Origin of the sequence: Jeongeupia chitinilytica (assembly GCF_014652315.1) — a bacterium.
Taxonomy (GTDB): Bacteria; Pseudomonadota; Gammaproteobacteria; order Burkholderiales; family Chitinibacteraceae; genus Jeongeupia; species Jeongeupia chitinilytica.
Window position 1 is genome coordinate 321378 of the sequence record NZ_BMYO01000004.1, and the last position, 21534, is coordinate 342911.

Sequence of the window (21534 nt, forward strand, 5' to 3'; positions counted from 1 at the left end):
CTGCCCCTGCGGGCCCGACAAGCGCGACCGCCTTGTCCCGTTCCGCACCAGAAAAAGGATACTCGCATGAACATCGGACTCATCGGCCTCGGCAAAATGGGCGGCAACATGGCCCGTCGTCTCGCCCGTAGCGGCGCCACCGTCTACGGTTTCGACGTCAGCGCGGACACCCGCGCACAGCTGTCGGCCGAAAACACCAATATCCGCGCCTTCGATTCGGTCGAAGCGCTGATCGCCGAACTGCCGGCGCCGCGCGTCGTCTGGATGATGCTGCCGTCGGGTGAAATCAGCGAGTCGATGTTCACGCAGCTCAAGGGCCTGCTGGCCGCGGGCGACCTGATCGTCGACGGTGCCAACGCGATGTACAAGGACAGCCAGCGTCATGCGGCCGAACTGAACGCCGCGGGCTTCAAGTTCGTCGACGCCGGCGTTTCGGGCGGTGTCTGGGGCCTCGCCAACGGCTACACGATCATGCTCGGCGGCGACAAGGATGCCGTGGCCCAGGTCGAACCGTTCATCAAGCTGCTGGCGCCGGGCCCGGATCTGGGCTGGATCCACTGCGGCCCGGCCGGTTCCGGCCACTTCACCAAGATGGTCCACAACGGCATCGAGTACGGGATGATGCAGGCCTTCGCCGAAGGCTTCGCGCTGCTCGAAGCCAAGAAGGACTTCGGTCTCGACGTTGCCGAGATCGCCGAAACCTGGCGTCACGGCTCGGTCGTGCGCTCGTGGCTGCTCGATCTGACCGCCGAGGCGCTGAAGGAAGACAGCAAGCTCGACGGCCTGCAGCCGTACGTGACCGACTCGGGCGAAGGCCGCTGGACCGTGCTCGAATCGGTTGAACTCGGCGTGCCGACCCCGGTGACCGCGAGCGCGCTGTACGCCCGTTTCGCCAGCCGCGGCAACGACGATTACGGCATGAAGCTGCTGCAGCTGATGCGCAATGCCTTTGGCGGCCACGCCATTGCGAAGAAGTGAGCGGCCACACCCTCGCCAAGAAGTGAGCGGTCACGCGATCGCGAAAAAGCAAACGATCGGTTCCGTCCCCGACAGGGCGAAGCCGATCGGAGAAAAAGGCCGCAATTGCGGCCTTTTTTGCGTCCATCCGCGCGCACTCAGCGCCACGGACACAGCACCATGCACGCAAACAGGCATGGCACGTGCCGCAGCATCAGCGTGTGGGCTTCGGCATCGCCTGCCAGCCAGCCGCGCGCAAACCACTGCCCGGCCAGATAGCGGCGCACATCGCCACCGGCCGTGCGGGTAGCCGTCAGCCTGCCGCGCAATGCCATCATGCCCAGCGGCCGGTAACTGCCGGGGTAACGCTGCGATGCCGCGCGGCGCAGGTAGTGCTCGGCGGCGGCATCGTCGCGTGCGACGTCGCGCCCGGCCAGCAGCAGCACCGCCAGGTTGTAGCACGCCGCGGCATGACCGGTGTCCGCCAGCCCGCGGAACCGGTCGATCGCGCGATCGCGCGTCGCGGGATCGGCAAATTCCAGACAGGCACAGCGGAACGCCTCGGTCGTCGATTCGGGTGCCCCCATCGCTTGGCCTCCAGTGTTGCCGGGCATTGTCGTCGCGCGACGCGGCGTGCACTATCGGACGATTCCGAAACCGCTAGCCACGCCGTGTCGTCTTCCACTTTAGCTCTCCGCAATGTATCCGAATCGCCGCCTGCCGCCGCAAAACCGCAGCTCAACCTGATCGGCGGCGGCCGGCTGGGGCGTACGCTGGCCCGCGCCTGGCGCGATGCCGGCGCCGTCGACATCGGTGCCGTCGTCTGCCGCTCGCCTGCCACCGCCGACGCCGCCGTGGCCTTCATCGGCGGCGGCCGCGCCCACGGCACGCTGGCCGGTCTGCCGCCGGCCAGGTGCTGGCTGCTTGCCACCGGGGACGGCGAGATCGCCACCGTCGCCACGGATCTCGCCGCACAGGGCGCGATCCGCGCCGGCGATCTGGTCTTTCACGCCAGCGGCGCCCTCGACAGCACCGTGCTGGCACCACTGGCCCGCATCGGCGCACTGACCGGCAGCCTGCATCCGGCGCTGAGCTTCGCCGACCCGGCGCGCGCGCTCGGCCAGTTGGCCGGTACACCTTGTGCGCTCGACGGCGACGCCGCTGCACTGCCCCTGCTGGACACGCTGGTGCGCGCCTTCGGCGGCAAGCCGTTCAGGCTGGCACCGGGCGGCAAGGCCGCGTATCACGCGGCCATGGTCATGGGTTCGAACTATCTGGTGGCGCTGACCGCACTGGCGCAGCAGCTGGCCGGCCAGGCCGGCATTGCGCCGGACACGGCGCTGACGGTACTCGGACCATTGATGCGGCAGACACTGGCCAACGCACTCGAACTCGGCCCCGCCGCTGCGCTGACCGGGCCGATTGCCCGTGGCGACACCGACACCGTCGCCCGGCATCTGGCGGTACTCGACGACGAAACCGTCCGCGACGCCTATCGGGCGCTTGGCCGCGCGACCCTGCCACTGGCGAAGCTCGACGACGCGCAGCGTCAAGCACTGGCGGGGCTGCTTGCCGGTTAAGGCGGACGAGGCGCCCCACGGGGATTCCCTGCGGTCACGACACGTACAAGCAAGTACGGCATGCGAGTCCAACGCAGCCAGCAGCGTTTTGTTAACGGTGCCGGCCCGGCAGCGGCTGGATCGCGTCGATGATCCGGCCGCTCTCGACCAGACCGCGGAACTCGTCGGCCAGCCAGTCGCCGGCCGACAGCGCGGTCTGCCAGGTCTGGATGCGCTCGGCGTCGCGGCCGTGGAAGCGCTTGAAATCGGTGCGGCTCGGGATCCGTCCACCCGGCAGCCGGGCGATCCAGTCCTGCGACGGCACCAGCAGCAGCGTGCGGTCGAGATGCTGCGGCTTGCGCCACGGCAGGAACTGGTCGAGCCAGCCGGTGACGACGCGCCCGGAAAAGTGCGGCAGCAGCATCAGTCCCGGCGGCTCCGCCAGCGGCAGGTCCATGTGGTAATCGATCAGCCCGCCGTCGTAACAGGCCCCGGCCGGCAGCCCCGGCAGGTCGTGCACCGGCGCGATCACCCCGGGAATCGCCGCCGTCGCCATCAGGGCAGCGGCGACGTTGCCTGCGGCCAGCGGCGCATGGCCGGTCGGAATGCCGTCGTCGCGGTAATGCACCGGTTCGCCGGCATGCAGGATGTGCCGGTGCAGGTGACCGCCGAGCGCCCGCCGGCTCCGGGCGTTGGCGAACACCATGCGCGCCAGCGCGGCCTTTTCGCCCCAGCCGGTATCGCGGCCGTGGACGCGCCGGGCGACGATGACATTCAGCGCCATTCGCCGGCTGGCGACGATTTCGTCGGCACCGGTGTCACCCAGCAGCACGTCGAGCAGGCGGCGCGCCTCGGCGGTCACCTCGGCAAGATCGGGCCGTTCGCTGTAACGCTGGCCGAGATAGGCGGTTTCGAAGCGGGCCAGCGCCGCGAGCGGGTCACGCTGTGCCAGACAGGCAAGCCGCCACGCGCCGATCGACGCGCCGACGGCGATCAGCGGCGTGCGCCGCTGCGCCTGCCATTCACCGAACACCGCGCGGTCCAGCCGCGAGAGCACCAGCCATTTCGGCCCGCCGGCGGCGGCGCCGACGTGACTGAACAGCCCGGGATCGAAACCGTCACGCCGGATCCGCGCCAGTGCCTCGGTACCGGCGTACAGCGTCAGCGCATTCATGCCGCGTCGTTCTGGTTCAGCCTGGCCAGCATTGCGTCGTCGAGATAGCACCACTCGCCCTCGGCCAGACCGAGCGATGCCAGCGTCAGCCCGCCGATCTGCGAGCGCACCAGCGCCTCGCAGCGGTTGCCGGCGGCGGCGAGCATCCGTTTGACCTGATGGTACTTGCCCTGATCGAGCGTCATCTCGACGTGCAGCGGGTCGATCAGCCTTGCCGCCAGCGCGGCGATCGGTGCCGGCTCGTCGATCAGCTGGACGCCGGCGAGCAGTTGCGCCACCAGCGATTCGTCGACTTCATGCTTGAGCGTCGCCACATAGACCTTGTTCTGGTGGTGCTTCGGATGACCCTGCGTATGGATGAACGCACCGTCGTCGGACAGCAGCAGCATGCCGGTGGTGTCGTGGTCAAGGCGGCCGACCGGTTGCACGTCGCGCCAGAGGAACTGCTCGGGCAGCAGCGTGTGCACGCCGGGGTGATGGCTGGGCTTGCGCGAGCATTCGATGTTCGCCGGCTTGTTCAGCACGAGGTAGACGTGCTCGCGCACCGGCCATTCCTCGTCGAACACGGTCAGCACCATGCCGGTCGGGTCCAGCGGCAGCTTGTAGCCGCTGGCGGGCTCGCCGTTGACGAGCACGTCGCCGTCGCTGATCAGTTGCTGGCAGCCCTTGCGGGTGCCGAATCCCTGGCTTTGCAGGATGCGGTCGAGTGTCTGTTTCTTCATGCGGCCAGAGGCTAGCGCATGCGCGCCAGCGCGTACAGCCTTGGCGCGTGCACGTCCGTCCGCGTGGCGGGATGGTGCGGTTTGGCCGACGTTGTTGCGGAAATGGTCACAATTCGCGGTTTTGCTGGCTTTGCATACAACGCAGGCGGCATTCTGCCGATCGGCCGCAACCGGGCATTCCGCTTACGTTCGGTTGCCACCGGAGCCATGGCCGGAGCACCGGCATGACCCCCGGCTTGCCACAGGTCAAAGCCTTGCCGGACCGGCTTTTCATAAGCTGGTACGTCGCAACCGGACCGGCGGGCCTGGGCTGCCGGGGTCTTGCCCACAGACTGACGCCCTGCTTTCTCCGTCTGGTTTTGCGTTGTTGCCTCGCGCCGGCTCAGTCCGTTGCGGCGCTTTTCCAACAGACGCGGTCGAAGCACTTGCCGCGATTTAGTTCGAAATGATATTATCAAAATATGAACGCTAAAATCAGCACGCCCCTCAGTTTCGTCCCGGTCGAACAGAAGATCGACCGGGTGTGCGTCCGCGCCACGGCACCCGACGCGCAACAGACACGGCAGAACGTGATCCTGAGCCACCTGATCCGCCACATCCAGATGGCCCAGGCGACCCAGTCGAACGCCTTCCTGCGCGAGTACGAACTGAACGCGGTGAGCTTCACCGCACTGATGATGCTGTTCAGCTCGCCGGAATGTGCACTGAACCCGTCCGAGCTGGCCGACGCTACCGGCGAATCGCGCGCCAACGTCACGCGGATTTGTGACGAGCTGGTCGCCAAAAAGTTGCTGACGCGCTCGCCGAACAGCGAAGACCGCCGCCGCGTCGACCTGCGGCTGGCACCGGAAGGGGAAGAACTGGTCCAGCGTTTCTTGCCGCAAATGCGTGATCGGGTTCATAACGTGTTCAACGTCCTGAGCCAGGATGAGCGCAACACGCTCGAGAACCTGCTCAAGCGCGTTCTGACCGAGTTGGGATGAACCCGGCCGCAAGGCCGGCACGCACCCGCACGGTGCGCGTTTTTTTACCCGGATAATCAAAAAATGAAATATCTACCACTGAAAAGGATGGCGCCGCTGGCGTTGGTGCTGCTGGTTGGCTGCGCCTTCATGCCCAAGGACGAGGCGCCGCTGCCGCAACGCGACATCGCCAGTGCCGAGCTGCCCAAGCACATCAAGCTGGCCCGCGAAGGCTGGCCCGAAGCGCGCTGGTGGACCGCCTACGGCGATCCGCAGCTCGATGCGCTGATGGACGCCGCGATCAAGGACGCGCCGAGCCTGGCCACTGCCGAAGCCCGGCTGCGCACCGCGCGTGCCGCGCTGCTGCAACAGCGCGCCGCCGACGGCATCACCGTCGACTTCAGCGCCCAGGTCGACCGGCAGTACATCTCGGCCACCGGCCTGTTCCCGCCACCGATCGGCGGCGAGTGGTACACCGAAGGCAAGGTCGGCTTCAACGGCAACTGGGACTTCGACTTCTGGGGCAAGAACCGCGCCCGTGTCGCCGCCTCGCTCGGTGAAGCCAACGCGCGACTGGCCGAAAGCGCCAGCGCCGAACAGGCACTCGCTGCCGCGGTGACGCAGAGCTACTTTACGCTGCTGGCCGACTGGGCACGCCAGGCCAACTTCGTCCGCGAACGCCAGGCGCAGGCCGAACTGGCCGCCACGCGCAAGAAACTGGTCGCGCAGGGGCTGGCCGCCATCGATACGCAGAAGCGGGTCGAAGCCGACGTTGCCGCCACAGAGCAGAAGATCGCCGCACTCGACAGCGCCGCCGTGCGTGAACGCGAGGCGCTGCGCGCACTGGTCGGCGGCGATGCCGTGGTCGACCGGCTGACGCCGAAAGCCCTGCCGCAGGGCGTCGGCGGCCTGCCGAAGACGCTGGGCATCGAGCTGCTCGCCCGCCGTCCGGACCTGCAGGCCGCGCGCTGGCGCGTCGAAGCGTCGATGAACCAGATCGACGCCGCCAAGGCCGCGTACTACCCGACCGTCAACCTGAACCTGTTTGCCGGTTTCGACACGATCTCGATGGCCGACCTGTTCGACCGCGGCAGCCGGCAGATCAACCTGATCCCGAACTTCACCCTGCCGATCTTCGAAAACGGCCGGCTCGACGCGCAGCTGCACGGCGCCAACGCCCAGCGCAGCGCCGCCGTCGCCGATTACAACCAGAACGTGCTGAACGCGGTACGCGACGTCGCCCAGGGCGCGGCCACGGTGCAGGGGATCGAGCGCGAAGGCGACGCGCTCAAGCGCAACCGGGCCGCGACCGACGCGGTGTATGCCAGCACGCAGAAGCGTTTCCGGCAGGGCCTGACCGACCGCGGCAGCCTGCTCGCCGCCGAGCTGCCGCTGCGCGGGCTCGACGACCAGTCGCTGCAGCTGCAGAGCCAGCGGCTGACCGCCGACGTCGCGCTGATCAAGGCACTGGGTGGCGGTTACCGCGCCGATCCGGGCAGCAGCACCGAACAGGCCCACGTCGAACAACACAAGAACTGATCCGGAGATACCCATGAGCACCGAACAGAAGAATCCGAACGGCGGCAAGCGACGCGGCCTGATGCTGGCGATTGCCGGCGCCTTCGTCGTGGCCGGCATCGGCTACGCCGTCTACTACAGCCTGGTGCTGAGCCAGCGCGAAGAAACCGACAACGCCTACGTCGGCGGCAACCTCGTCACGCTGACCAGCCAGGTCACCGGCACCGTGATCGGCATCAATGCCGACGAAACCCAGCTGGTCGAAGCCGGCCGTGAAGTGGTCAAACTCGACCCGGCCGACGCCGCCGTGTCGCTGCGCCAGATGGAGGCCAAACTCGGCGAAACCGTGCGCCAGCTGCGCCAGCAGTACGCGAATGCCGATCAGGTCGACTCGACGCTGGCCCAGCGCAAGATCGACCTGCAGAAGGCCGAAGCCGACCTCGCCCGCCGCGCGCCGCTCGCCGGCGACGCCACCGTGTCGGCCGAAGAAATCGCCCATGCCAAGGACGCGGTCGAGAATGCCCGCGCCGCACTCAATGTCGCGCAGAAGCAGTCCGAAGCCGCGCATGCCGGCATCGACGGGGTGAAGATCACCGACAACCCGAGCGTGCTCGCCGCCCGCGCCAACTACACGCAGGCCTGGCTGGTGTCGCAGCGCAATGCGCTGGTCGCGCCGGTCTCGGGCTATGTGGCCAAGCGCAGCGTGCAGGTCGGCTCGCGCGTCGCACCGGGCGCCTCGCTGCTGTCGATCGTGCCGCTGGACCAGCTGTGGGTCGACGCCAACTTCAAGGAATCCGAGCTGAAGAACATCCGCATCGGCCAAGCCGCCAAGGTGCGCGCCGACATCTACGGCAATTCGGTCGAGTACCACGGCAAGGTGATCGGTCTCGCGGCCGGTACCGGCAGTGCGTTCTCGCTGCTGCCGGCCCAGAACGCCACCGGCAACTGGATCAAGGTGGTGCAGCGCGTGCCGGTGCGGATCGCGCTCGACCCAAAGGAACTGGCGGCGAACCCGCTGCGCGTCGGCCTGTCGACCACGGTCGAGGTCGACACCAAGGACCGCAACGGTCCGGTACTGGCCACGCAACCGGCCCAGCAGCCGGTCTACACGACCAAGGCCTTCGAGGAGCCACTGCTGAACGCCGAGAAGCTGGCCGACGCCATCATCGCCAAGAACCTGGCCGGCGCACGCTGAGCGGAGTCATCCATGTCTGAACCGCAACAGGCCGCGCCGCCGCCGCCACTGCACGGCGGTGCGCTGGCACTGATGACCGCGGCGGTCGCGCTCGGCACCTTCATGGAGGTGCTCGACACGACCATCGTCAACGTCTCGGTGCCGCACATTGCCGGCGACCTGGCCGCCAGCACCACCCAGGGCACGTGGACGATCAGCTCCTACGGCCTGGCCGCGGCGATCGCCGTGCCGCTGACGGGCTGGGCCGCCAAGCGCGTCGGCCAGGTCAGGCTGTTCGTGATTTCGGTCCTGCTGTTCACGCTCGCCTCGGTGCTGTGCGGCTTTGCCCACAGCCTGCCCGAGCTGGTCGCGTTCCGCTTCATGCAGGGGCTGGTGTCCGGGCCGATGGTGCCGCTGTCGCAGACGCTGCTGCTGGCCAACTATCCGGCCGCCAAGAAAGGGCTGGCGCTGGCGCTGTGGTCGATGACCGTCGTCGTCGCGCCGATCTGCGGCCCGCTGCTCGGCGGCTGGATCACCGACAACTACAGCTGGCCGTGGATCTTCTACATCAACGTGCCGGTCGGGCTGTTCGCCGCCGCGGTATCGTGGCGGCTGCTCCGGGATCGCGAAACCGAGACGGTGAAACAGCCGATCGACGTCGTCGGCATGGTCCTGCTGATCGTCGGCGTCGGCGCGCTGCAGATCATGCTCGACAACGGCAACGACCTCGACTGGTTCAACTCGGGCTTCATCGTCACGATGGGCATGCTGGCCGCCGTCGCGCTGAGCTTCCTCGTCGCCTGGGAGCTGACCGACGACCATCCGATCGTCGACCTGTCGCTGTTCAAGAGCCGCAATTTCCTCTGGGGCGTGGTGTCGCTGTCGCTGGGGATGTTCTGCTTCTTCGGCAGCACCGTGATCTTCCCGCTGTGGCTGCAGACGGTGAAGGGTTACACGGCGACCTGGGCCGGCGTCGCAACCGCACCGGTCGGCATTCTGGCGTTCTTCCTTTCGCCGCTGATCGGCAAGAACATCCACAGGATCAATCTGCGCATGCTGACGTCGTTCGCCTTCATGGTGTTCGGCATCACGATGTTCTGGTTTGCCAGCTTCACGCTGGAAACCGCACTGAACCAGCTGGTCGTGGCGCGGCTGTTCCAGGGCATCGGCATCGCCTGCTTCTTCATTCCGCTGAACCAGATCATCCTCTCGGGCATCGGTCCGGAGCGGATGGCGGCGGCGTCGGGGCTGTCGAACTTCTTCCGCACCTTGTCGGGCAGCTTCGCCACGGCCATCGTCACCTACATCTGGACGAAGCGGGAGATCTTCCATCACGCGCGGCTGACCGAGCACGTCACCAGTGCCAGCCCGGCAACGAGCAGCTATCTCGGCCAGCTCGACCAGCTCGGCATCCGGGGCACCGCCGCCTACGCGCAGATCGACCAGACCATCACCCAGCAGGCGTTCCAGATCGCGACCAGCGAGGTGTTCTGGATGATGGGCGTGATCTTCCTCGCCATGATCGCCGTGGTCTGGCTGACCCGGCCGCCGTTCGGCGCCGCCGGGGCCGGCGGAGGCCACTGACGCGGACGGAGCCGGTGCCTGCACCGGCTTTTTTTGCGTCCGCCGCAATGAGCCGGCCCACATCGGGCGCGTGAATCGTTCCGCCAGCACAATCGCAACGACTCGCTAGAATGTAAGAAATCCGCCCCCCGCTTTCAGGAGTCTCGACGATGCGACGCTGGCTCACCGCGCTGCTGCTGATGCTGACCGCTGCCGGTGCGCATGCCGCCGCCGAACAGATCGCCTGGGAGAGCACGCGCTTCGGCCCGCTGCGCATCGTCCGCGACGTGCCGGCCCGCCCCTTCGGCACGCTGCGCCATCAGGGGAAGACCCTGTTCAAGGCCCCCGACCAGTATCTGAGCTTCGACAGCATCGCCGAGCTGCCCGGCCGCGACGTCGCGCTGGTTTTCGTCAGTGACGGCGGCTCGGGCGGTGGCGGCCGCTACATCCTCGTCGTGCTCGATCGCAAGAAGGCCCGCGTCCTGCAGGATCCGCGCCTTGTCAGCCAGACGGCGCCGCCGCGCCTGTCGGTCGACGGCAGCACGCTGCGCATCGACCTCGGCCTGAGCGACGGGCTGCAGCGCACCGCCACGCTCAAGGGCGATACGCTGTCGTTCGACTATGCCTCGGCCACGCAGGCGCGCGTCGACATCGCCGACTGCGACTGGCTGCACCAGGAAGCCGGCAATGTCTGCGCACCGCAGGATGGCCGCGACTGCAGCAAGGTCGTCGGCGAACGGCCGATGTATGTCGAACGGGCGCTGAACCGGATGAGCAACTACCCGGGCTTCGACCGCCGCGCGCTCGATGCCCGCTGCGTCAGCCGCTGCACCAGCGGCGAATGGCCGTCGCTGAGCGAATTCCACCGTCAGGTCTGCGGACTGCCCCCCCGCTAGGCCGGTACGGAACAGGGTGAGCCCGCGTCGGTCCCGGCGTATCATCGCCCGATGACGACGACTCTCCCTCCCATTGTCGGCTCGTGGAGTGGCGGCAAGGACAGCTGCCTGGCCTTCCACCGTGCCGTTGCCGCCGGCCACGAACCGGTGGCGCTGATCACCATGCTCGACGAAACCGGCTCGCGTTCGCGCTCGCACGGCATCCCGCCGATCCTGTTGCGGCAGCAGGCCGCCGCGCTCGGCGTACCGCTGATCACCGGCGACGCCAGCTGGTCCGACTACGAAGCCGAATTCATCCTGCGCCTGGCCAGGGCGCGCGACGAATTCGGCGCGCAGGCCGCCGTGTTCGGCGACATCGACCTGCAGGCACACCGCGACTGGGAAGAAATGGTCTGCAAGCGTACCGGGCTCACCGCCCATCTGCCGCTGTGGCAACAGGACCGCCGGGCGCTGGTCGAAGAAATGATAGCCACCGGCATCCGCACGATGATCGTGTCGTGCAACGAAACGCTGGGGCCGGACTTCCTCGGCCGGATCATCGATGCGCAGACGGTCGCCGATCTCGACGCGGCCGGCGTCGACGTTTGCGGCGAGAACGGCGAGTACCACACACTGGTGCTCGATGCACCGCGCTTTGCCGCGCCATTGCGCGTGACGACCGGCGAAAAGCAGCTGCACGGCCACTACTGGTTCATCGAACTCGAACCCGCCTCGGACGATTCAGCCCGGTAGCGCCTCGATCTTCACCGTGCGTCCGGCGACCCGGAACGGCGTGCCGTTCATCAGGCGCTGCCGGACCGCCAGCTGTTCGTCGGCGCCGAGCACGAACAGCAGCAGCGTCAGCTGCGCATCATCGCAATCGGTACTGCGGTCGTCGACCCAGAGCCGGAAACCGGGTGCGGCGGCCGGTTCGGGGATCAGCGTGGCAAGAAAACGGCTGTGACTCTGTTCGGCCAGGCGCTCCAGCCGGTGATGCTGGCGCACCGCATGCCGGCGCCGGCGCCAGCCGGACCATTCGAGCCAGCCCGCCGCGAAGGCAAAGCCGGCGGCCAGACCGAAGGCCAGCGTCGGATCGAAAGTCATGGTTTGAAACGATGATTTGAAACGCGACGGATTATACGTCGCCCCATGCCAACAACATGAACCGCGGAGCCGCCATGCCCGACCGTCTGACTGCCAACCTGCTGCTGAACACCGACTCGTACAAGGCCAGCCACTACCTGCAGTACCCGCCCGGCGCCGACGGGATGTTCGGCTATATCGAATCGCGCGGCGGCGCCTACGCCGAGACGGTGTGGTTCGGGTTGCAGGCCATCCTGCACGAATACCTCGCGACGCCGGTGACGCACGCGATGATCGACGAAGCCGCCGCGCTGTTTGCCGCCCACGGCGAACCGTTTGCCGAGCGGGCATTCCGGCGCATCGTCGACGTCCACGGCGGCTGGCTGCCGCTGGAAATCAGGGCGGCGCCCGAAGGACTGGTGATCCCGACGCACAATGTACTGGCAACGATCGAATCGACCGATCCCGAGCTGTTCTGGCTCGGCTCCTACCTCGAGTCGCTGTGGCTGCGCGTCTGGTATCCGGCAACGGTGGCGACACGCAGCCGGGCGATCAAGGCGACGATCCGCGCGGCACTGATCCGCAGCGCCGACGACGTCGACGGCCAGTTGCCGTTCAAGCTGCACGACTTCGGCGCGCGCGGCGCGTCGAGCAGCGAGACCGCCGCACTGGGCGGCATGGCGCATCTGGTCAACTTCCGGGGCACCGACACCGTGCTGGCGCTGGTCGCGGCACGGCGCTACTACGACGAGCCGATGGCCGGCTTCTCGATTCCGGCGGCCGAGCACAGCACCATCACCGCCTGGGGCCGCGACAGCGAGCTGGCCGCCTACCGCAACATGCTGGCGCGTTTCGGCAACCCCGGCGCAATCTTCGCCTGCGTCTCGGACAGCTACGACATCTACCACGCGGTCGACGCCATGTGGGGCGAAGCGCTGCGCGACGCGGTGATCCAGAGCGGCGCGACCCTGGTGATCCGCCCCGACTCCGGTGACCCGGCGACCGTGGTGCTCCGGTGCGCCGAGCTGCTGGCCGCGCGCTTCGGCACGACGACCAACCGCAAGGGCTACAAGGTGCTCAACCACGTGCGGCTGATCCAGGGCGACGGCGTCAACGAAGCGTCGATCCGCCACGTGCTCGACACGCTGCTGACCGCCGGCTACTCGGCCGACAATCTGGCCTTCGGCATGGGCGGAGCGCTCCTGCAGGACATGAACCGCGACACGCTGCGCTGGGCGCTGAAAACCTCGGCGATCCGCGTCGACGGCGAATGGCGCGATGTCTACAAGGCGCCGGTCACCGACCCGGGCAAGACCTCCAAACCCGGCCGGCTGATGCTGTTCCGCGATGCCCACGGCCATTACGTCACCGGCGGGGTCGATGCCGCGCTGGGCGAACCGCTGCTGCGCACCGTCTACCGCAACGGCGAGCTGCTGGCGAACGACCGCTTCGCCGCGGTCCGCGAACGCGCCGCACTCTGAGTCCCGCCCCCGCCCCGGCAGCAGCCGGCCGGTGGCGGGCGTATCATTCCCTTCTTTGCCCCAGTCCCGACGTCACCATGAACATGCTGCCGCCCGAGTTCACCCCGTGCTTTTCGACCGTGCTGCCGGACGCGACGCCGTTGTGCCTCGCCATCATCGGCGACCAGCATCTGGTGACGCCGGACGCGACCCTGCCGGACCTCGCCGCACTGGCGGCACTGGGTACACCCGAAGTCGACGTGCTGATCGGCCATCTCGGCGCCACGCCATGCCGGCTGATCGCCTGGCCCGAAGGTACGGCCGCGCCGGACGGACTGGTCATTGAAGGATTGCGGGCGCTGTACGGCCGGCTCGGCGACGATGCGTTCTGGATTTCGGCGCGTGCCCGCCAGCTGCTCGCCTGGCTGCGCGACCATCGCCATTGCGGCCGCTGCGGCACGGCGACGGCCGTGGCCGAACACGAGGCCGCGGCGATCTGCCCGACCTGCGCGCACCGGATGTATCCGCGCGTGTCGCCGGCGATGATGGTGCTGATCCGCCGCGGCCGCGAACTGCTGCTGGCGCGCTCGCCGCACTTCAAGCCCGGCGTCTACAGCGCACTGGCCGGCTTCGTCGAACCGGGCGAAACGCTGGAAGCCTGCGTGCACCGCGAAACGATGGAAGAAGTCGGCGTCACCATCACCGATCTGCGCTGGTTCGCCAGCCAGAGCTGGCCGTTTCCGCACTCGCTGATGCTGGCCTTCCACGCCGACTATGTCGACGGCGGCATCGTGCCGCAGGAAGGCGAGATCGAGGATGCGCGCTGGTTCGACATCGATGCGCTGCCAGAGCTGCCGGCACGATCGAGCATCGCCCGACGGCTGATCGACGACGCGATCACCGAGCTGCGCGGCTGATCACCCCAACGCGTCCAGTTCGTCGAACAGCGCGCGCAACGCACTCACGGCCGCCGTTTCGTCGGGGCCGTCGACGTCGATATGCAGCGTATCGCCCCGGCCGACGCCGAGCCGCATCAACGCAAGCAGCTGCCGCGCATCGGCCGAGCGCTCGCCGGCGCGGACGCGAATCGACGCCGCATACTGTCTGGCCAGCAGCACCAGCCGCGCCGCCGGGCGCGTATGCAGGCCGGCCGCGTCACGACAGACGACCTCGAAGCGGTACATCGGCCTCCCCCAACGCAATCATGGCTTCGAGCATGCGCCGGCGCCGCTGGCGGGTCGAGTGAACATGCACGTTCGCGTGACCTCGGCTTGCGCTGGATCAACATAAGTTGCATAGTATTTGCAACTTATAGATTGTCTGCCATGCAACTGACCCGCTACACCGATCTCAGCCTTCGGGTGCTGATGTATCTGAGCTATCCCGACCGCAGCAACCTCGTCACCATCGCCGAAATCGCCACGCAGTTCGACGTGCCGCGCAACCACCTCGTCAAGGTCGTCAACCGGCTGGTCCATCTCGGCTGGGTCGCGGCGACACGCGGCCGCAGCGGCGGCATCCGCCTCGGCGTGCCGGCCGAAACGCTGACCATCGGCCGGATCGTCCGCGAAATGGAAGGCACGACGGCGCTGATCGACTGCGACGGCGAAGTCTGCGTGCTGCGCAACGGTTGCCGGCTGCGCGGTGCGCTTGCCGACGCCCTGAACAACTTCTACAAAACACTCGACAGCTACACGCTGGCCGAAATCTGCGCGACCCCGACCGCCGGACTGATCGCGCAGATGCACAGGCTGGTGCCGGCGCACTGAGCCCCGAGGCTGGACGCGTTCCGGCCTGTTTTCGATCCATTTGTTGCATTTCAAATATTACTTAAAAGGAGTCACCATGCTTGCCCCGAACCACCGCGCCACCATCGATGCCACCCTGCCGGTCGTCGCCGCCCACGCAACCGCGATCACCGGCCGCTTTTACGAACGGATGCTCGGTGCCCACCCCGAGCTGCGCAACCTGTTCAACCAGGGCAACCAGGCGTCGGGCGAACAGAAGCAGGCGCTCGCCGGGGCGGTCTACGCCTATGCGCAGCACTGCGACACGCCGGACGCGATCGAACCGCTGCTGAACCGCATTGCCCACAAGCACGCCAGCCTCGGGATTTCGGCGGACATGTACACCATCGTCGGCCGGCACCTGATGGCGGCGATCGGCGAAATCCTCGGCGACGCGGTCACCGCCGAGATCGCCGAAGCGTGGGACACCGTGTACTGGCGCTTCGCCGGCGAACTGATCGCACGTGAGGCGGTGCTGTATCGGGACGCCGGCATCACCCCGGCCAGCTTCCTGCGCGAATACGAAGTCGTCGAGCGCGTGGCCGAAGGCGACGTCGCCGTTTCACTGCGTTTGCGCCCGACCGACGATGCGCCGCCACCGGCCTTCAAGCCGGGCCAGTACGTCAGCGTGCAGGTCGAACTGCCGGAGATCGGTCTGCGGCAGCTGCGCCAGTACAGCCTGTCCGACGCTGCCGACGGCCGGACGCTGCGGATCACGGTGAAACGGGAGGCCGGCGACGATGCGCGCCCGGACGGGCTGGTGTCGACAAATCTGGCGCGCCACGCCGACGTCGGCAGTCGCTGGCTGGTCAGCAACCCGTTCGGTGATCTGGCGCTCGATACCGGCGCGAGCACGCCGGTGGTCATGGTCTCGGCCGGCGTCGGCGTCACGCCGCTGCACGCGATGCGCCGCCATCTGGCGCGTCACCAGCCGCAACGGCGCGGCGTCTTCGTCCACGTTGCCGCACACGGCGGCCGGCACATCCTCAAGCGCGAACAGGCAGCCGTACCGCACATCGACGACCTGATCGTCTACGACGCAGCACGCGGCGAAGACCGGCTCGGCAGCGACCACCACCACGCCGGCCGCTTCGCGCTGGCCGAGCACGCGGCCACCATCGTCCGGCCCGACGCCGACTACTACCTGTGCGGACCGCTGCCGTTCATGATCGCCCAGCGCGACGCGCTGCTCGGACAGGGCGTGCCGGCGAAACGGGTGCATTTCGAGGTGTTCGGCCCCGACCTGCTGACGGCGACGCTGTAAGGCTCAGCGCGGCCGTACCAGCAGCGCGACGGCGCCGGCGATCAGGCCCCAGAACGCCGAGCCGACGCCGGCCAGCGTTACGCCCGAGGCGGTGACCAGAAAGGTGATCATCGCCGCCTCGCGCGTGCCGTCGTCCTTCAGCGCCGCAGTCAGGCCGTTGCCGATCGTGTTGAGCAGCGCCAGCCCGGCGAGCGCGACGACCAGTTCCTTCGGAAACGCCGCGAACAGCGTCGCGACCGCAGCGCCGAAGATGCCGACGATCAGGTAGAACACCCCGGCGGCGACCGCCGCGGTGTAACGGCGCTTCTCGTCCTCGTGCGCCTCGCGGCCCATGCAGATCGCCGCGGTGATCGCCGCCAGATTGACCGCGAACGCGCCGAACGGCGCCAGCAGCAGGGTCGTCACGCCGGTGGCGGTGATCAGCGGCGAGATCGGCGGGTGGTAGTTCGACGCGCGCAGCACCGCGACGCCCGGAACGTTCTGCGACGCCATCGTCACGACGAAGAGCGGCAACGCGACACTGGCGAGCGCATGCCACGAGAACGCCGGCATCACGAATTCGGGCCGCGCCAGTTCGAGGCGGATCTCGCCCCAGCGCAGGCTGCCCTGCAGTGCCGCGATGGCCACGCCGACCGCCAGCACCGCGACGATCGCATAGCGCGGCGACAACCGCCGCATCGCCAGATACACCGCCAGCATCGACAGCACCATTGCCAGCTGCGTCTGCAGCGCGGTGAATGCCGCGAGGCCGAAGCGCAACAGCACACCGGCCAGCATCGCCGAGGCGATCGCCACCGGGATGCGCTGCATCGCCTTCTCGAACCAGCCGGTCGCACCGGCAACGATGATCAGCAGCGCGCTGATGCAGAATGCACCGACCGCCTCGGCCATCGACACGCCGGCAACGCTGGTCACCAGCATCGCCGCACCCGGCGTCGACCACGCCGTCACCACCGGCACCTTGTAGCGCAGCGACAGCACGATGCAGGTCAGCCCCATCGCCAGCCCGAGCGACCACATCCACGACGCGGTCTGCGCTTCGGTCGCACCGAGCGCCTGCGCGGCCTGGAACACGATCACCGCCGAACTGGTGAAACCGACGAGCACGGTGACGAAACCGGCAACGACGGTCGAGAGCGAAACATCCTTGAGCAGCGACATGAACGGTCCGGAGCGGAGTGGAACACCCAGTCTCGCGGACGAGTGCCCGGTACGGCAATGGACAGTTGCAGGCCGCCGACAGCAACACACTTCGCGCGCCGCCATTTGACGCTGTCCTTGCCCGGCTGTTAGCGTCACCCCATGTCGAACGACCTGATTGCCCAGCTGAAACCCTGGTGGCCGAACAGCCCCCGGCGGTAGCGTCACGGCCTTCGACAGCCCGACCACCGCGAGCCCCTGCCGCGGTGCAATCTCCTCCTGAAGACCATCGCGGCGCCCTTCCCGTCCGGATACAAGGATGACCGCCATGCCTTCGAGCCCTTCCAGTCCGCCTGCCGCCACGGCGCCAATGGCCGGCCTGTCGCCGCAACACCTCGGCCTGCTGCTTGCCTTCCTGTCGGCCACCGGTTTCGCGACCAAGGCGGTATTCGTCAAACTCGCCTACCGCCACGGCGTCGATGCCGTCACGCTGCTGACGCTGCGGCTCGGTTTTGCGCTGGCGCTGATTGGTGCGTGGCGACTGCTCCGGCAGGTGCGCAGCACAGCGGCACCGGCCGCGCCGGTTTCACGCAGCGATCTGGGCCTGCTGCTGGTGCTCGGTCTGCTCGGCTACTACCTGGCCAGCCTGTTCGACTTCATCGGCCTCGTCACCGTCAGCGCCAGCATCGAGCGCTTGCTGCTCTACCTGTATCCGACGCTGACGGTACTGCTGTCGGCACTGTTTTTCCGCACGCCGGTCACGCGGCGCATGATCGGCGCACTGCTGCTCACCTATGCCGGCATCGCCGTCGTGATCGGGCCGGGCCTGGCCGGTGCGCATGCCGATGTCGCCGGGCTGGCGTGGATCGTCGCCAGTACCGTTGCCTATGCGCTCTACCTGACCTTCAGTTCGGGGGTGATCAAGCGGATCGGCGCGATGCGTTTCACCGAAGCCGCGCTGACCGTCTCGGGCGCGGCCATGCTGATCCAGTACCTGCTGACCCGGCCGCTGCCGCTGCTGTTCGCGCAGCCGTGGCAGGTGTATGGCTACGCGCTGATCACCGCACTGGTGGCCACGGTGCTGCCGATCTGGATGATGGCGGCCGCCATGGCCCGCATCGGCGCCGGCCGGGCCGCAATTGCCGGCAGTATCGGCCCGGTGATCACCATCATCCTGAGCCTCGGCATCCTCGACGAAAGCCTCAGTCCGCTGCAGTGGCTCGGTGTTGCGGTGGTCATGCTCGGAGTGAGCCTGGTCGGCAAACGCTGAGCAGACGCGCCGGGCTCCATTTGGGCTCCATTTAGGCTGCGATTGCCGCGGTGGCAATGTGCAAGAGCCTGACTCCTGAATCAACCGGCCGGCTTTAGCCGGCCGCTGTTGATTGACGCATTTGGCATTCCGGATATCGTCGCCAAACATGCCTCACTTGTTCAGCCTGCCGAGGATCTCGTTGATATCGGCTTCGTCTTCTGAAAAGCAATACTCATCCTTGCCGGTTTTAATGTGAAGATATTTCTTCGCCCGAGGATGCCTGCTTTTTCTCGAGAGAAAGTAGTCAACCAGCCCGGCGACAAGCAATCCAAACGCACTGCCGAGGTAGTTGTTTTCCTGGTAATAGCGTCTGGATTTCCTCTCCTTCTCGGATTCGTAATCAATCCAGCATTTTCTGACGTCACCGACGACGATCCGGAAACCTCCGATTTCCAGAATGTCTTCATTCATGCCAATCCTCCCGGGTCGAAATGATGTCTTGCACTCTGTTTTCACGAAACCGGATGGATGACAACCACCGCGACGATATTTCCACCGTGACCTGAATGACGTATCGCCCTGCGTCGAAGATTCAGACGCTGAAAGCGGTCAGGCTTGATCGAGCAATCAGGTTCGCGATCGCGTTCGGGTCACCCATTCCAGCTTGCGCACCGGGAAAGCTTACCTTGCTTGGACACGCCGGGACATCCATGTTTCATGGCAAACGCCATTGGCGCGACATGGCCAGGGCGGCGGTCGGCGCATTTTCGAGCCATCTAGCGCTCGACCGAGATGTGACCGGACGATTCAGGCCAAGGAACCCGCGTCGCGGGCAAGAAAAAGGCCGGGGAAACCCCGGCCCGTGAATCGTCTGGCCTGCGGCTGCGCCGCAGATCTTTTCCGCCTGTTCGGCCTGCGCGTCGTCCGCGCGGCGCCGGCGGTTTGCCCTTCTCCCCTTCCTTTACAGTGCGGCGCGGAAGATCGCGCAGATTTCGTCGTGGGTGGCCTGCTTCGGGTTGGTGAAGCCGCAGGCGTCCTTGAGCGCATTGGTCGCCAGCACCGGAATGTCGGCTTCCTTGACGCCCAGTTCGGTCAGGCCGGCCGGAATGCCGACATCGGCGGCCAGCTGGCGGATGGCGGCAAGGCAGGCCTGAGCGGCCTGATCGTCGTTCATGCCGCTGACGTCGACGCCCATCGCATCGGCCACGTCACCGAGGCGGGCCGCGGCAACCTGGGCGTTGTACGCCTGCACGTGCGGCAACAGCACCGCGTTGCAGACACCGTGCGGCAGGTCGTAGAAACCGCCGAGCTGGTGGGCCATCGCATGCACGTAACCGAGCGAGGCGTTGTTGAACGCCATGCCGGCGAGGAACTGCGCGTAGGCCATCTGTTCGCGTGCGACCATGTCCTTGCCGTCAGCGACTGCGGCGCGCAGGTACTGGCTGATCAGCTCGACCGCCTTCAGCGCGCAGGTGTCGGTGATCGGCGTGGCGATCGTCGACACATAGGCTTCGACCGCGTGGGTCAGTGCATCCATGCCGGTGGCAGCGGTCAGGCCCTTGGGCATGCCGGCCATCATTTCCGGGTCGTTGACCGACAGCAGCGGCGTGGTGTGCTTGTCGACGATGGCCATTTTGATGTGACGGGCCTCGTCGGTAATGATGCAGAAGCGGGTCATTTCGCTGGCGGTGCCGGCGGTGGTGTTGATTGCCACCAGCGGCAGCTGCGGCTTGGCCGACCGGTCGACGCCTTCGTAATCGGCGATCTTGCCGCCGTTGGCCGCAACCAGCGCGATGCCCTTGGCGCAGTCGTGCGGCGAACCGCCGCCGAGCGAGATCACGAAATCGCAGCCGTTGTCCTTCAGCAGCTTCAGCCCGGCCTCGACGTTGCCGGTGGTCGGGTTCGGATGCGTGCCGTCGAACACGACACTGCTCACGCCTTCCCTGCCCAGCGTTTCGGCCACCTGGCCGACCAGACCGGTCGAGACCAAGCCCTTGTCGGTGACGATCAGGGCCTTCTTGTAGCCGTAGGACGCGACGGTTTTCGCAGCGTCGGTCATACAGCCGGCGCCCATCAGGTTGACGGTCGGAATGAAGAATGCGGTGGTGGTCATGGTACGACTCCTTTGGGTGCCGGGTCCGGCATGCCGGCGGCGGACTTCGGTTCGTGACCGGGCCTGCTCGCCGGAATGCCGATGACGTTTGGATACACCGCTACTGTGCGCCCGGGGCCCGCAGCCCGCTTTGCGCTCGGTCAAACCGGCTGTGGTATTAGTACGACGTTTTCCTGTCCGGAACCGGCGCAATCCGACCGCTCGTCGCCATCGTGCTTACAGCCCCGTCCGGCTGGCTATGAAAGAAATTCACCGGCACAGCCTGCGGCACCATCGCCAAAGGGGGAACCATGAAATCGCTCACCCGAACCGCGCTGGTTGCCCTGTTGCTCGCCGGCATTCCGCTGCCGGTTTTCGCCGACAACGCGCCGCCGTTTTTCGATTTCAGCGTCTCCACGCCCGCGCCGGATGTTGATCCCTCGCCGTCGTGGGTCTGGCTTGCCGGCAAGGCAGCCAGCTCGCTGGTACCGAAGTACGACCCTGCCAGACTGACGTTTTTCGGTGATCCGACACTGGTGGTCGGCTTCTCGGGCATGCGCCGGGCGCGTTACATCGGCAACGAGCTGCGCGAGGACAACCCGCAGTCGCTGCTGTTCCCGTTCGCCAACTACACCTTCGAGAACGGCATAACGCTCGGCCTGCAGGCCGAGACCTCCTATTCCAGTTACAGCGGCGACTGGGACACCCCGGTCAACCTGACGCTCAGCCGGCGTTTCGACTTTGGCAAGCAGGCACTGACGGTCGGCGGAGGGTTGCAGCAGTTCAGCAGTGAAACGCCGCGCTGGGGGCTGGGCGTGATGTGGCAGCTGCCGTGGGCCCAATGACGGCAGCCGGCGGTCCGGAAGCCGCTCCGCAACCGTCACGGGCTAGGGAATAATCCTGATGCGTCGGCCGATGACGGCATGATATTTTGGTTATGTTGATTCAGATA

General features: G+C 67.0%; 22 protein-coding genes. 14 read left to right on the forward strand and 8 right to left on the reverse strand.

All coding sequences use genetic code 11. The annotated features are described in order from the left end of the window. Window positions 1–66 precede the first annotated feature (66 nt). Entirely contained in the window at window positions 67–978 is a 912-nt protein-coding gene (gnd, locus tag IE097_RS09400) for a phosphogluconate dehydrogenase (NAD(+)-dependent, decarboxylating) (protein WP_189460078.1), read from the forward strand. A gap of 137 nt (window positions 979–1115) precedes the next feature. Here the strand turns inward: gnd and IE097_RS09405 are convergent, their stop codons facing one another. Beyond that, window positions 1116–1544, reverse strand: a complete 429-nt coding sequence (locus tag IE097_RS09405) for a tetratricopeptide repeat protein (RefSeq protein ID WP_189460195.1) — start codon at window positions 1542–1544, stop codon at window positions 1116–1118. Window positions 1545–1628: 84 nt separating this feature from the next. On the opposite strand from IE097_RS09405, the gene IE097_RS09410 reads away from it, so the two are divergent. Further along, window positions 1629–2537, forward strand: coding sequence for a Rossmann-like and DUF2520 domain-containing protein (locus tag IE097_RS09410; RefSeq protein WP_229797513.1), 909 nt, complete (start codon window positions 1629–1631; stop codon window positions 2535–2537). A 91-nt stretch (window positions 2538–2628) separates the two neighbouring features. Here IE097_RS09410 and IE097_RS09415 read toward each other — a convergent pair whose 3' ends face one another. Then, on the reverse strand, window positions 2629–3690 hold the full coding sequence (locus IE097_RS09415) for a patatin-like phospholipase family protein (protein ID WP_189460082.1): 1062 nt from the start codon (window positions 3688–3690) through the stop codon (window positions 2629–2631). Then, window positions 3687–4412, reverse strand: coding sequence for a pseudouridine synthase (locus IE097_RS09420; RefSeq protein ID WP_189460083.1), 726 nt, complete (start codon window positions 4410–4412; stop codon window positions 3687–3689). Before IE097_RS09420 ends, IE097_RS09415 begins: the two co-directional genes overlap by 4 nt. Before the next feature lie 461 nt (window positions 4413–4873). Here IE097_RS09420 and IE097_RS09425 point away from each other — a divergent pair, with 461 nt between their 5' ends. The 6 genes from IE097_RS09425 (at window position 4874) to IE097_RS09450 (ending at window position 11257) form a co-directional block, all read left to right on the forward strand. Next, entirely contained in the window at window positions 4874–5395 is a 522-nt protein-coding gene (locus tag IE097_RS09425; protein ID WP_189460086.1) for a MarR family winged helix-turn-helix transcriptional regulator, read from the forward strand. 63 nt (window positions 5396–5458) lie between these two features. After that, window positions 5459–6913, forward strand: coding sequence for an efflux transporter outer membrane subunit (locus IE097_RS09430; protein WP_189460088.1), 1455 nt, complete (start codon window positions 5459–5461; stop codon window positions 6911–6913). A gap of 13 nt (window positions 6914–6926) precedes the next feature. Then, window positions 6927–8087, forward strand: coding sequence for an HlyD family secretion protein (locus tag IE097_RS09435; protein ID WP_189460090.1), 1161 nt, complete (start codon window positions 6927–6929; stop codon window positions 8085–8087). Window positions 8088–8099: 12 nt separating this feature from the next. Then, entirely contained in the window at window positions 8100–9650 is a 1551-nt protein-coding gene (locus IE097_RS09440) for a DHA2 family efflux MFS transporter permease subunit (protein WP_189460091.1), read from the forward strand. 149 nt (window positions 9651–9799) lie between these two features. Continuing rightward, window positions 9800–10525 (forward strand): hypothetical protein, encoded by a 726-nt coding sequence (locus tag IE097_RS09445; RefSeq protein ID WP_189460093.1) that lies wholly within the window; start codon window positions 9800–9802, stop codon window positions 10523–10525. 51 nt (window positions 10526–10576) lie between these two features. Further along, a complete protein-coding gene (locus tag IE097_RS09450; protein ID WP_189460094.1) occupies window positions 10577–11257 on the forward strand; it encodes a Dph6-related ATP pyrophosphatase in 681 nt (226 codons plus the stop codon). On the opposite strand, the gene IE097_RS09455 is transcribed toward IE097_RS09450, so the two are convergent. Beyond that, entirely contained in the window at window positions 11246–11608 is a 363-nt protein-coding gene (locus IE097_RS09455) for a hypothetical protein (protein ID WP_189460096.1), read from the reverse strand. The genes IE097_RS09450 and IE097_RS09455 overlap by 12 nt on opposite strands. A 74-nt stretch (window positions 11609–11682) precedes the next feature. Between IE097_RS09455 and IE097_RS09460 the strand changes: the two genes are divergently transcribed. Together IE097_RS09460 and nudC are read left to right on the forward strand one after the other, a co-directional pair. Continuing rightward, window positions 11683–13068, forward strand: a complete 1386-nt coding sequence (locus tag IE097_RS09460) for a nicotinate phosphoribosyltransferase (RefSeq protein ID WP_229797514.1) — start codon at window positions 11683–11685, stop codon at window positions 13066–13068. Window positions 13069–13145: 77 nt separating this feature from the next. Next, window positions 13146–13964: an NAD(+) diphosphatase gene (gene nudC, locus IE097_RS09465; RefSeq protein WP_229797515.1), complete on the forward strand. Its 819-nt coding sequence runs from the start codon at window positions 13146–13148 to the stop codon at window positions 13962–13964. Here the strand turns inward: nudC and IE097_RS09470 are convergent, their stop codons facing one another. Then, a complete protein-coding gene (locus IE097_RS09470; protein ID WP_189460099.1) occupies window positions 13965–14231 on the reverse strand; it encodes an HPr family phosphocarrier protein in 267 nt (88 codons plus the stop codon). It lies immediately after the preceding gene. Window positions 14232–14372: 141 nt separating this feature from the next. Between IE097_RS09470 and IE097_RS09475 the strand changes: the two genes are divergently transcribed. Continuing rightward, the gene (locus IE097_RS09475) at window positions 14373–14816 is read left to right on the forward strand and encodes an Rrf2 family transcriptional regulator (RefSeq protein WP_189460101.1); all 444 of its coding nucleotides are present in this window, start codon (window positions 14373–14375) and stop codon (window positions 14814–14816) included. A 76-nt stretch (window positions 14817–14892) separates the two neighbouring features. Continuing rightward, window positions 14893–16098, forward strand: a complete 1206-nt coding sequence (locus tag IE097_RS09480) for a globin domain-containing protein (RefSeq protein ID WP_189460103.1) — start codon at window positions 14893–14895, stop codon at window positions 16096–16098. A gap of 3 nt (window positions 16099–16101) precedes the next feature. Here IE097_RS09480 and IE097_RS09485 read toward each other — a convergent pair whose 3' ends face one another. Continuing rightward, on the reverse strand, window positions 16102–17259 hold the full coding sequence (locus tag IE097_RS09485; RefSeq protein WP_189460104.1) for a benzoate/H(+) symporter BenE family transporter: 1158 nt from the start codon (window positions 17257–17259) through the stop codon (window positions 16102–16104). Window positions 17260–17566: 307 nt separating this feature from the next. On the opposite strand from IE097_RS09485, the gene IE097_RS09490 reads away from it, so the two are divergent. Continuing rightward, window positions 17567–18508: a DMT family transporter gene (locus IE097_RS09490; protein WP_229797516.1), complete on the forward strand. Its 942-nt coding sequence runs from the start codon at window positions 17567–17569 to the stop codon at window positions 18506–18508. A gap of 153 nt (window positions 18509–18661) precedes the next feature. Here IE097_RS09490 and IE097_RS09495 read toward each other — a convergent pair whose 3' ends face one another. Together IE097_RS09495 and yiaY are read right to left on the reverse strand one after the other, a co-directional pair. Then, a complete protein-coding gene (locus IE097_RS09495; RefSeq protein ID WP_189460105.1) occupies window positions 18662–18961 on the reverse strand; it encodes a hypothetical protein in 300 nt (99 codons plus the stop codon). A 490-nt stretch (window positions 18962–19451) separates the two neighbouring features. Beyond that, on the reverse strand, window positions 19452–20603 hold the full coding sequence (gene yiaY / locus IE097_RS09500) for an L-threonine dehydrogenase (protein WP_189460107.1): 1152 nt from the start codon (window positions 20601–20603) through the stop codon (window positions 19452–19454). 290 nt (window positions 20604–20893) lie between these two features. Here yiaY and IE097_RS09505 point away from each other — a divergent pair, with 290 nt between their 5' ends. Next, window positions 20894–21427, forward strand: coding sequence for a hypothetical protein (locus IE097_RS09505; protein ID WP_189460108.1), 534 nt, complete (start codon window positions 20894–20896; stop codon window positions 21425–21427). Window positions 21428–21534 lie beyond the last annotated feature (107 nt).

Excerpts from the sequence above, each read along its gene's own strand:
- gnd (WP_189460078.1), top strand. The coding sequence starts at position 67 with ATGAACATCGGACTCATCGGCCTCGGCAAAATGGGCGGCAACATGGCC.
- IE097_RS09405 (WP_189460195.1), bottom strand. The coding sequence starts at position 1,544 with ATGGGGGCACCCGAATCGACGACCGAGGCGTTCCGCTGTGCCTGTCTG.
- IE097_RS09415 (WP_189460082.1), bottom strand. The coding sequence starts at position 3,690 with ATGAATGCGCTGACGCTGTACGCCGGTACCGAGGCACTGGCGCGGATC.
- IE097_RS09420 (WP_189460083.1), bottom strand. The coding sequence starts at position 4,412 with ATGAAGAAACAGACACTCGACCGCATCCTGCAAAGCCAGGGATTCGGC.
- IE097_RS09425 (WP_189460086.1), top strand. The coding sequence starts at position 4,874 with ATGAACGCTAAAATCAGCACGCCCCTCAGTTTCGTCCCGGTCGAACAG.
- IE097_RS09430 (WP_189460088.1), top strand. The coding sequence starts at position 5,459 with ATGAAATATCTACCACTGAAAAGGATGGCGCCGCTGGCGTTGGTGCTG.
- IE097_RS09435 (WP_189460090.1), top strand. The coding sequence starts at position 6,927 with ATGAGCACCGAACAGAAGAATCCGAACGGCGGCAAGCGACGCGGCCTG.
- IE097_RS09440 (WP_189460091.1), top strand. The coding sequence starts at position 8,100 with ATGTCTGAACCGCAACAGGCCGCGCCGCCGCCGCCACTGCACGGCGGT.
- IE097_RS09445 (WP_189460093.1), top strand. The coding sequence starts at position 9,800 with ATGCGACGCTGGCTCACCGCGCTGCTGCTGATGCTGACCGCTGCCGGT.
- IE097_RS09450 (WP_189460094.1), top strand. The coding sequence starts at position 10,577 with ATGACGACGACTCTCCCTCCCATTGTCGGCTCGTGGAGTGGCGGCAAG.
- IE097_RS09455 (WP_189460096.1), bottom strand. The coding sequence starts at position 11,608 with ATGACTTTCGATCCGACGCTGGCCTTCGGTCTGGCCGCCGGCTTTGCC.
- IE097_RS09460 (WP_229797514.1), top strand. The coding sequence starts at position 11,683 with ATGCCCGACCGTCTGACTGCCAACCTGCTGCTGAACACCGACTCGTAC.
- nudC (WP_229797515.1), top strand. The coding sequence starts at position 13,146 with ATGAACATGCTGCCGCCCGAGTTCACCCCGTGCTTTTCGACCGTGCTG.
- IE097_RS09470 (WP_189460099.1), bottom strand. The coding sequence starts at position 14,231 with ATGTACCGCTTCGAGGTCGTCTGTCGTGACGCGGCCGGCCTGCATACG.
- IE097_RS09475 (WP_189460101.1), top strand. The coding sequence starts at position 14,373 with ATGCAACTGACCCGCTACACCGATCTCAGCCTTCGGGTGCTGATGTAT.
- IE097_RS09480 (WP_189460103.1), top strand. The coding sequence starts at position 14,893 with ATGCTTGCCCCGAACCACCGCGCCACCATCGATGCCACCCTGCCGGTC.
- IE097_RS09485 (WP_189460104.1), bottom strand. The coding sequence starts at position 17,259 with ATGTCGCTGCTCAAGGATGTTTCGCTCTCGACCGTCGTTGCCGGTTTC.
- IE097_RS09490 (WP_229797516.1), top strand. The coding sequence starts at position 17,567 with ATGCCTTCGAGCCCTTCCAGTCCGCCTGCCGCCACGGCGCCAATGGCC.
- IE097_RS09495 (WP_189460105.1), bottom strand. The coding sequence starts at position 18,961 with ATGAATGAAGACATTCTGGAAATCGGAGGTTTCCGGATCGTCGTCGGT.
- yiaY (WP_189460107.1), bottom strand. The coding sequence starts at position 20,603 with ATGACCACCACCGCATTCTTCATTCCGACCGTCAACCTGATGGGCGCC.
- IE097_RS09505 (WP_189460108.1), top strand. The coding sequence starts at position 20,894 with ATGAAATCGCTCACCCGAACCGCGCTGGTTGCCCTGTTGCTCGCCGGC.